At 68.4% G+C, this 6,344-nt stretch carries 5 protein-coding genes and 5 pseudogenes; 2 read left to right on the forward strand and 8 right to left on the reverse strand.

Annotation, left to right across the window (positions count from 1 at the left end; genetic code table 11):
• Positions 1-28: 28 nt before the first annotated feature.
• The 3 genes from ACPT94_RS26495 to ACPT94_RS26505 all read right to left on the reverse strand — a co-directional run bounded on the left by ACPT94_RS26495 (position 29) and on the right by ACPT94_RS26505 (position 2,734).
• Positions 29-1,003 carry a GNAT family N-acetyltransferase gene (locus ACPT94_RS26495; RefSeq protein WP_425246992.1) on the reverse strand — a complete coding sequence of 325 codons (975 nt, stop codon included), beginning with the start codon at positions 1,001-1,003 and terminating at the stop codon, positions 29-31.
• A gap of 647 nt (positions 1,004-1,650) precedes the next feature.
• On the reverse strand, positions 1,651-1,974 hold the full coding sequence (locus ACPT94_RS26500) for a hypothetical protein (RefSeq protein ID WP_360350619.1): 324 nt from the start codon (positions 1,972-1,974) through the stop codon (positions 1,651-1,653).
• A 352-nt stretch (positions 1,975-2,326) separates the two neighbouring features.
• Positions 2,327-2,734 carry a RidA family protein gene (locus ACPT94_RS26505; protein ID WP_360350622.1) on the reverse strand — a complete coding sequence of 136 codons (408 nt, stop codon included), beginning with the start codon at positions 2,732-2,734 and terminating at the stop codon, positions 2,327-2,329.
• A 143-nt stretch (positions 2,735-2,877) separates the two neighbouring features.
• On the opposite strand from ACPT94_RS26505, the pseudogene ACPT94_RS26510 reads away from it, so the two are divergent.
• A pseudogene (locus ACPT94_RS26510) lies at positions 2,878-2,958 on the forward strand (winged helix-turn-helix transcriptional regulator); the annotation flags it as partial.
• 5 nt (positions 2,959-2,963) lie between these two features.
• Here ACPT94_RS26510 and ACPT94_RS26515 read toward each other — a convergent pair.
• Together ACPT94_RS26515 and ACPT94_RS26520 are read right to left on the reverse strand one after the other, a co-directional pair.
• Positions 2,964-3,161: pseudogene (locus ACPT94_RS26515) on the reverse strand (zinc-binding dehydrogenase); the annotation flags it as partial.
• Positions 3,162-3,319: 158 nt separating this feature from the next.
• Positions 3,320-3,506, reverse strand: a pseudogene (locus tag ACPT94_RS26520) (oxidoreductase); the annotation flags it as partial.
• Positions 3,507-3,531: 25 nt separating this feature from the next.
• Between ACPT94_RS26520 and ACPT94_RS26525 the strand changes: the two are divergent.
• Positions 3,532-3,741, forward strand: a pseudogene (locus ACPT94_RS26525) (hypothetical protein); the annotation flags it as partial.
• On the opposite strand, the gene ACPT94_RS26530 reads toward ACPT94_RS26525, so the two are convergent.
• The 3 genes and pseudogenes from ACPT94_RS26530 to ACPT94_RS26540 all read right to left on the reverse strand — a co-directional run bounded on the left by ACPT94_RS26530 (position 3,720) and on the right by ACPT94_RS26540 (position 6,237).
• Positions 3,720-4,094 carry a GNAT family N-acetyltransferase gene (locus ACPT94_RS26530; RefSeq protein ID WP_360350690.1) on the reverse strand — a complete coding sequence of 125 codons (375 nt, stop codon included), beginning with the start codon at positions 4,092-4,094 and terminating at the stop codon, positions 3,720-3,722. The pseudogene ACPT94_RS26525 and the gene ACPT94_RS26530 overlap by 22 nt on opposite strands.
• Before the next feature lie 234 nt (positions 4,095-4,328).
• Positions 4,329-4,889, reverse strand: a pseudogene (locus ACPT94_RS26535) (NF041680 family putative transposase); the annotation flags it as partial.
• 349 nt (positions 4,890-5,238) lie between these two features.
• Positions 5,239-6,237, reverse strand: coding sequence for a protein-ADP-ribose hydrolase (locus ACPT94_RS26540; protein WP_360350624.1), 999 nt, complete (start codon positions 6,235-6,237; stop codon positions 5,239-5,241).
• Positions 6,238-6,344: the final 107 nt, after the last annotated feature.

Consider the following 6,344-nt stretch of genomic DNA (forward strand, 5'->3'; position numbering starts at 1 on the left):
CCTCCAGCGGAGGATGAAAGGGGCTCACTCAGCGCCAGTCGTCGATCACGTAGGCGTCTGGGTGGCTGTAGCCAGGTTCGTTGGGCTTGTGCATGGTCACGCCTTGCAGCCAGGTACGGAAACCACGGTCGACCATGCGCCGGTAGGCATCCTGGCGGGCCAGGCTCATTCCGGCGTCCAGTTGCCCCAGTCCCTTCTCGGTGGCCAGCTGCTCGCACGCATTCAGCAGTCGTTCGAACCGGTCCGCTGCGTCCGGGCCAGGGCGTACGGCGCCGAATTTGACGAAGCACACGTCCTCACCGGCCTCCGACCCCGCTCCGCAGTGGCAGACAGCCAGACCGTCGAGGTCGGACCCGGCGCCCTCGAGGAGGATGGTGTCACCGATCCCTTGCGCCTGTGTGGCCATGATTTCGCGCTCCAAGCTCAGGCCCTCGTACACAGCCCCCGTCAGTGCGCGACTGAGGCTCAGTGCGTCGGGCCGCTCAGCGGCGGTCAGCTCGCCGTACAGCACTCGGCCGGGGACTGCGGCACTGACGGCGACCTGTTTCTTCATGATGGCTGTAAGGAATCGGGGCCAGAAACCGTACCGTCGGTAGAGCTCGAGGTGCTTGGGACTGTGCGAGAAGGTGAACAGGCCGCGGTGGCGGTTCTCCCAGGTGTCGAAGCAGGCCATGACGGGTTCCATGAGGCGCCTGCCGATGCCCTGGTCCCACAGATCCGGACGTACGGTCAGCGGGCCGAAGAACCCGACGCTGCCCCAGTTGGCGGCGAAGTTCGATCCGACGACCTCGCCCTCGACGGTCGCTGCGAAGGCCGCGTGTGGATCTGCCGCCCAGCGGGTTCGGACATAGTCGGCGGTCCCGAAGAACGTCTCCGGCTCAGGGGCCCCGAGGAAGGTCCCGAAGGCGACTCTGAAGATCTCGTCGGCCCGATCCAGGTCCGGCTCAACCAGCGGGCGGACCGACACCGAGGCGGCGACACCTGTTCGCTTCGCTGTGGGCATGATCGCTCTCCTTTCCGCCCCCAGTTCCATCGCACCACGGACGTGCGCCGCGGGCGAAGCGACAGGTCCGGCGGTAGCTCAAGGATCGAGCGGCCGCGATTCCCGACGACCGGGCGGCCGTCTTCCTGCCGATCGACGACCCGCTGGGCCCTGTCCGCCGAGGAGCATCCGAGGAGCCGGAGGAGTGCCGGCTGTGCCTGAAAGCGCGGTGTCGTAGGGGCTGACCTCGAAGCTTCAATAGTTCGCTGGGCGAACTTGTCGACGGCGGTGATAACCATGGCGGGGCGAGGCAGTGGACATGGTGGCTGGCGTCGGAGGCCGGTGCCGGTGAGGCAGCCGGCCACCCATGTGTCACCGGCCCCTTGGCCACGGCGAACAGGTCGTCGCTGAGCAGCGGCAGCGACGCCGGTCCCTTTAGCGGTGATGCTGTCATCAGCCTCTGACACTGGGCGTACCGATCCACCTGCAGCTCCCACCGGGCAGCTTCTTCGGGCTCAATGGGCGGACCAGAGGAAGATGCCTGCCATATTGCTGCAGCGGCACCCGGTCAGCGCCGACGGACGCAAGAGCGCGATGCGGCATCAGTGCCGGGCGCTGACTGACTATGGGATTGGTCTGGCCGACCTCACGCCTGGGGCACTCGTGCACTACACCGATGCCCGCCCTGGATGCGGGATTGCCGGTGCCTGGCCGCTGCTGCGCGGCACGGGCGTCCTGCCGGCCTGGGTTCCGCAGACCCCGCAGGACGCCAGGATCCGCGCCAGCCCGTCGACGACCTGGTCGACCGGCACCAGCTGCGCAACCGCGAGATCCGCGACCCGATGGTCGACTACATCCGGCGCAGCGCCGTCGAGGTTGACTACGGGAGCCTGGACAACCTGGTGCGCAATCTGGTCCGGTACTTCTGGAAGATCGTCGAGGAGATCAACTCGGACCAGGCCGACCTGCGGCTGAGTGAAGAGATCGTCCAAGCCTGGAAGGAACGACTGCTCGTCCGCCAGGACGGCAAGCCCCGCCAGCACATCGACGGCTCGTTCCTGGTGGTCCGGGCCTTCTGCCTCGACCTTCAGACCTGGTCGGCTTCCGGCCCCGAACGCTGGGGCCGCTGGGTGGCTCCCTGCGCGATCCGGGACGCCGAGCTGCGCCGGTTCCACATCCGCCGGCGCCGCCTGCGAGAGCGGATGGCCAACCGCACTCGCGAACGCCAGCCGCTGCTGGTGGCTGTTCCTGGCCCCCGGATCAGGAGCCGGTACTCAACGGCGTTGAGCCGTCAAGGTGTTGAGCGCCGTGGCTGGCCGCTTCGGTGTTCAGTGACACGTCTGTTCAGTCGAGGACCGCGGTGGCTTCGATCTCGACCAGATGCTCGGGGATGTCCAGCGCCGCGACGCCGATCAGCGTGGTCGGCGGCACCGGAGTGACCCCCAGCTTCGCCGCCGCCCGGGAGATTCCGTCCAGGAGCGCGGGCATCTTGTCGGCGGTCCAGTCGACGACGTAGAACGTCAGTTTCGCTACGTCGTCGAAGGAACCGCCGGCCGCGTCCAGTGCGGTGGCGATGTTGAGGTAGGCCTGCTCGGCCTGCGCAGCGAGGTCGCCCTCTCCGACTGTGAGTCCTTCCGCGTCCCAGGCGACCTGCCCGGCGATGAAGACCAGTTTCGAACCGGAGGCGATCGCCACCTGCCGGTAGACATCGATTTTCGGCAGTCCGTCGGGGTTCTGCAGGGTGATGGCCATGTTGTCCGCCTCCTTGTGCGGGCTCGGGTAAGCCCGCGTTCGTCAAACCAGACCCGTGTGGTCTCTTCCAGTTACTGGGGAACTGTAGGAGAGTGTGCGCTGACGAGGAAGAACGCACTTTTCAGTGACTGGGGAACCTGAAGGTGACCAAGCAGTTCAGCGGCTCGGCCGCGGATGTCGACCTGCGGCGCGCCGATCCCCTGGCGCGGGAGATCTTCTCTGATCGTCCCTAAGCGACGGTGAGCACGATCTTGCCCTGGATGTGTCCTTGGGCGGCGCGTTCGTGCGCCGCTTGGGCATCCGCGAGCGCGAACGTGCTGTCGATCGCGACGCGGACCGTGCCCGCGTCGAGCAGGCGTCCCACTTCGGCGAGCTGTGCGCCGTTCGAGCGGACCTGGGTGCCCGAGACGGTGACGCCCAGCTTCGCGATCGAGCGGTTCAACGCCGAGAAGGAGCGGTTCAACGCCGACTTCGCCAAGGCGGTCAAGAGCCGGCGCCGAGCCGTGCGCTCACGAAGGCGTGTTGGTCGGATGGGTGGTGAGCAGGTCGGCGAGATCGACCCGGGTGAGGAACTCGCGGCGGATGCGCCGGGTGGCCGGAGTGGGTGAAGTGATTGGTGCCGCTGGTGAACGAGCCGGGTACCACGACCGGAGGTCTCCACGCCCCAGCGGGACGGCTCCGCGGCGTAGCTGACGGCGAGTGAGTCCATGGCGGCCTTGGCGGCGAAGTACGGAGCCAGGTACGGCGGGGTACCGCCCTTGACGCTGGAGCTCGGTCGGTCCCGAGGCGGGCTGACCACAAAGGGCGGTCGACCACCGAAGTGCGACAAGACTGACTACCGCGAGCGCCACGCGGTTGAGTGCGGCATCAATCGCCTCAAGCGTCACCGGGCCGTGGCCACGAGATACGACAAGCTCGCCGTCCGCTGTGAGGCGACCGTGCTATCGCAGCCCTCAATGAGTGGCTGCGACCCGGGGCACCACCGTCACATTGCCGCCGCTGCGTAACACCGGACGGCCACCATCTGCTCCGGGCTCCACTGCTGTTCGACCGTGGCCAGCAACTGCCAGCCGAGCCGCTCGTACAAGGCTGCCGCCGCAGTGTCAGAAGCCACCACGTCGAGCACCGGATGCAACCCGCGATCCCGCGCTGCTGCGACAGCCTGCGCCATCAGCAGCGCACCGATCCCGTGGCCGCGGGTCGACGGAGCGACGAACAGCCGGTTGACCACAGCAGTCGCGTCGATGCTCACCCCTGCACGAGTGCTCCACAGGCCGGGTGCCGCGTCTCCCACGTCGCTCCGAGACAAGCCGATATGCCCGACGATGCGGCCATCCAGTTCCGCCACCCACGAGCCGATGAGCGATGGTGGCGTGAGCCATGTGCCCGGTCTGTCGGGTCAGTTCACCGGATAGCCGTCGTACTCATGGACCTCTGCCAGCACCCGCACACAGTCACTGAGATCGCAGTCAGCCCGCTTTCGGATACTCGGACGTAGGTCCGCACCAGACGAACTCTCGCTCTTCACCGCCGCATGGAAACACACTCCAAGGCCGGTGACCAGCGACTTGCGCAACAGCCCCAAGCTTGATCTTTAACCTGTGCGGCGAGGTCGTGGGGTTGTTGACTGCTTCGCTCGCTGATTCCCGGTGTCTGGTTTGCGGACGGTGTGCACGTCGTGGCGCGGGGTGGGCCGGGTGTTCTTGCGTCCGGGTGGTCGTCCCGGGCCGGGCCGGGAGGGATTCGGTGCTCTGGCGGGGCAGGCGGCCTGCGGGCGCAGGTGCCGAAGGTCGCGGCGGACGCGGGCCGGGGTGAGCTTGTTCGGCGGACGCGCCAGGTCGTCGTTCTTCCACTGCCCGGCGTCCATCAGCCGCCCGGTCAGCTCGCGCATCTGCTGGGCGGTGACGGTGGCGGCGTCGTCACCCGGTACCAGACGCAGCGCGTCAAGCGGAGCGGTCCAGGAGCTGCGGCCTGCTTCCAGCGCGCAGATCACCGAGTACGGCCAGCCGGGCACGGGGATGTGCTGGTCCTTGCCGCGTCCGTAGGTGTGACACAGGATTCGCTGTGGCGAGGTGTGGGCGTCGGGGCGTAGCCGGCAGGTGATGTCGGCGGCCGGCAACAGCCGGCCGTCCGCCACCCTCGGCAGCGGCACCGCAGTGCCGTCAACCGGGGTTGGACTGTCGGATCCGCCAGGACATCTTCTACGTCGCCGGGCGTGCTGCGATGGCCCTCGACCTCGGGCACTTGGAAGCGGCAGAGCGGGAGATCCGGCGCATGGAACAGGTGGGTTCAGTGGAGCCACGGGAGAGCCGCTGCAGCTGATTCGCGGCCTTCCGAGGGCCACATTCCTGATCGGTGATGTCCGAGGCGAATCCGCGTACGTCGATGTCTCTGGGGAGCAGGATCTCGGCAAGCGTGTCGAGTTTGTCCGTTCACCCTGCTCCTGCCAGGCTTCACCACTCGCGCCCGCCGCATCGGCAGCCAAGCGCGGGAGGGACGTCGTGTCAGGGGCGGGCGCCTACGCCGAGGGCGTTCCGGTAGGCCCGTTCGTCGTCGTCTTCGAATACGGTGAAGAGCACGCGGTCGAAACGGCCGGGATGCGCTGTGATCCAGTCGGCGACGGTGTGCAGTGCGACCGGTGCGGCTTCCTCCTTGGGGTAGCCGAAGACGCCGGTGCTGATGGCGCAGAAGGCGAGGGTGCGAATGTTCTCCACCTCGGCGGCGAGGTCCAGGCAGGCCCGGTAGGCGGAGGCGAGCACCTGCGCGTCATGTGGGTGCGGACGGCCCTGGACGACAGGGCCGACGGTGTGCAGGATGTACCGGGCCGGCAGGTGGTAGCCCCGGGTGATCTTGGCCGTGCCGGTGGGTTCGGGTGCTCCTTGCGTCGTGATGATCGTGTGGCAGTCGTCGCGCAGGTGAGGGCCGGCGGCGTTGTGCAGGGCGTTGTCGATGCAGGGGTGCAGAGGGCGGAAGCAGCCGAGCAGTTGACTGTTGGCGGCGTTGACCACGGCGTCGGCGGCCAGCGTGGTGATGTCTCCCCGCCACAGCACGGCCTCGGCCGGGGCACGGAAGGTCGTTCCGCGGAACTCCTCTTTGATCGTGGGCAGTTCAGGTGTCGAGACGGCGGGCCGTAGCTGCCGCTCCGCGCCGAGGAGTGCATCCAGCTCCGTATCCGCTCCCTCCGGCAGCGGTCCGGGATCACGTACGGTCAGCAGGGCCCGCAGCACCTGACGGGCCGTGTCGGCGTCGGTGGGGGTGTCGGCATCGGCGAGGTGCCTCAGTGAGTCGGACCGCAGCCCGAGCCGGGATACGGCTGGATCGGCGCTGAGCAGGTGCAGTGCTGAGCGCACATGGGCGTCCAGCCGAGCGGCTGTGGCTGGGGCCGCCGTGGGGAGGAAGGGCTCGTCGAGGGCGACGGCCGATCGGTAAACGGTCAGGGGCAGTGCGGAGAGCTGTGTCTCCGTCCCGGCGACGGCATCGGACTCGGCGCGGATCGGGATCATCAACGGCTCCGGTGGGGCGGGTGAACGAGGCGTGGGGGGGGGGGGGGCCCCCCCCCCCGGGCGGGGGGGGGGGGGGGCCCCGCGGGGGGGGGGGGCCCCCCGCCGAG

The organism is Streptomyces aurantiaciflavus (assembly GCF_049808595.1).
In the GTDB taxonomy this organism is placed as follows: Bacteria; Actinomycetota; Actinomycetes; order Streptomycetales; family Streptomycetaceae; genus Streptomyces.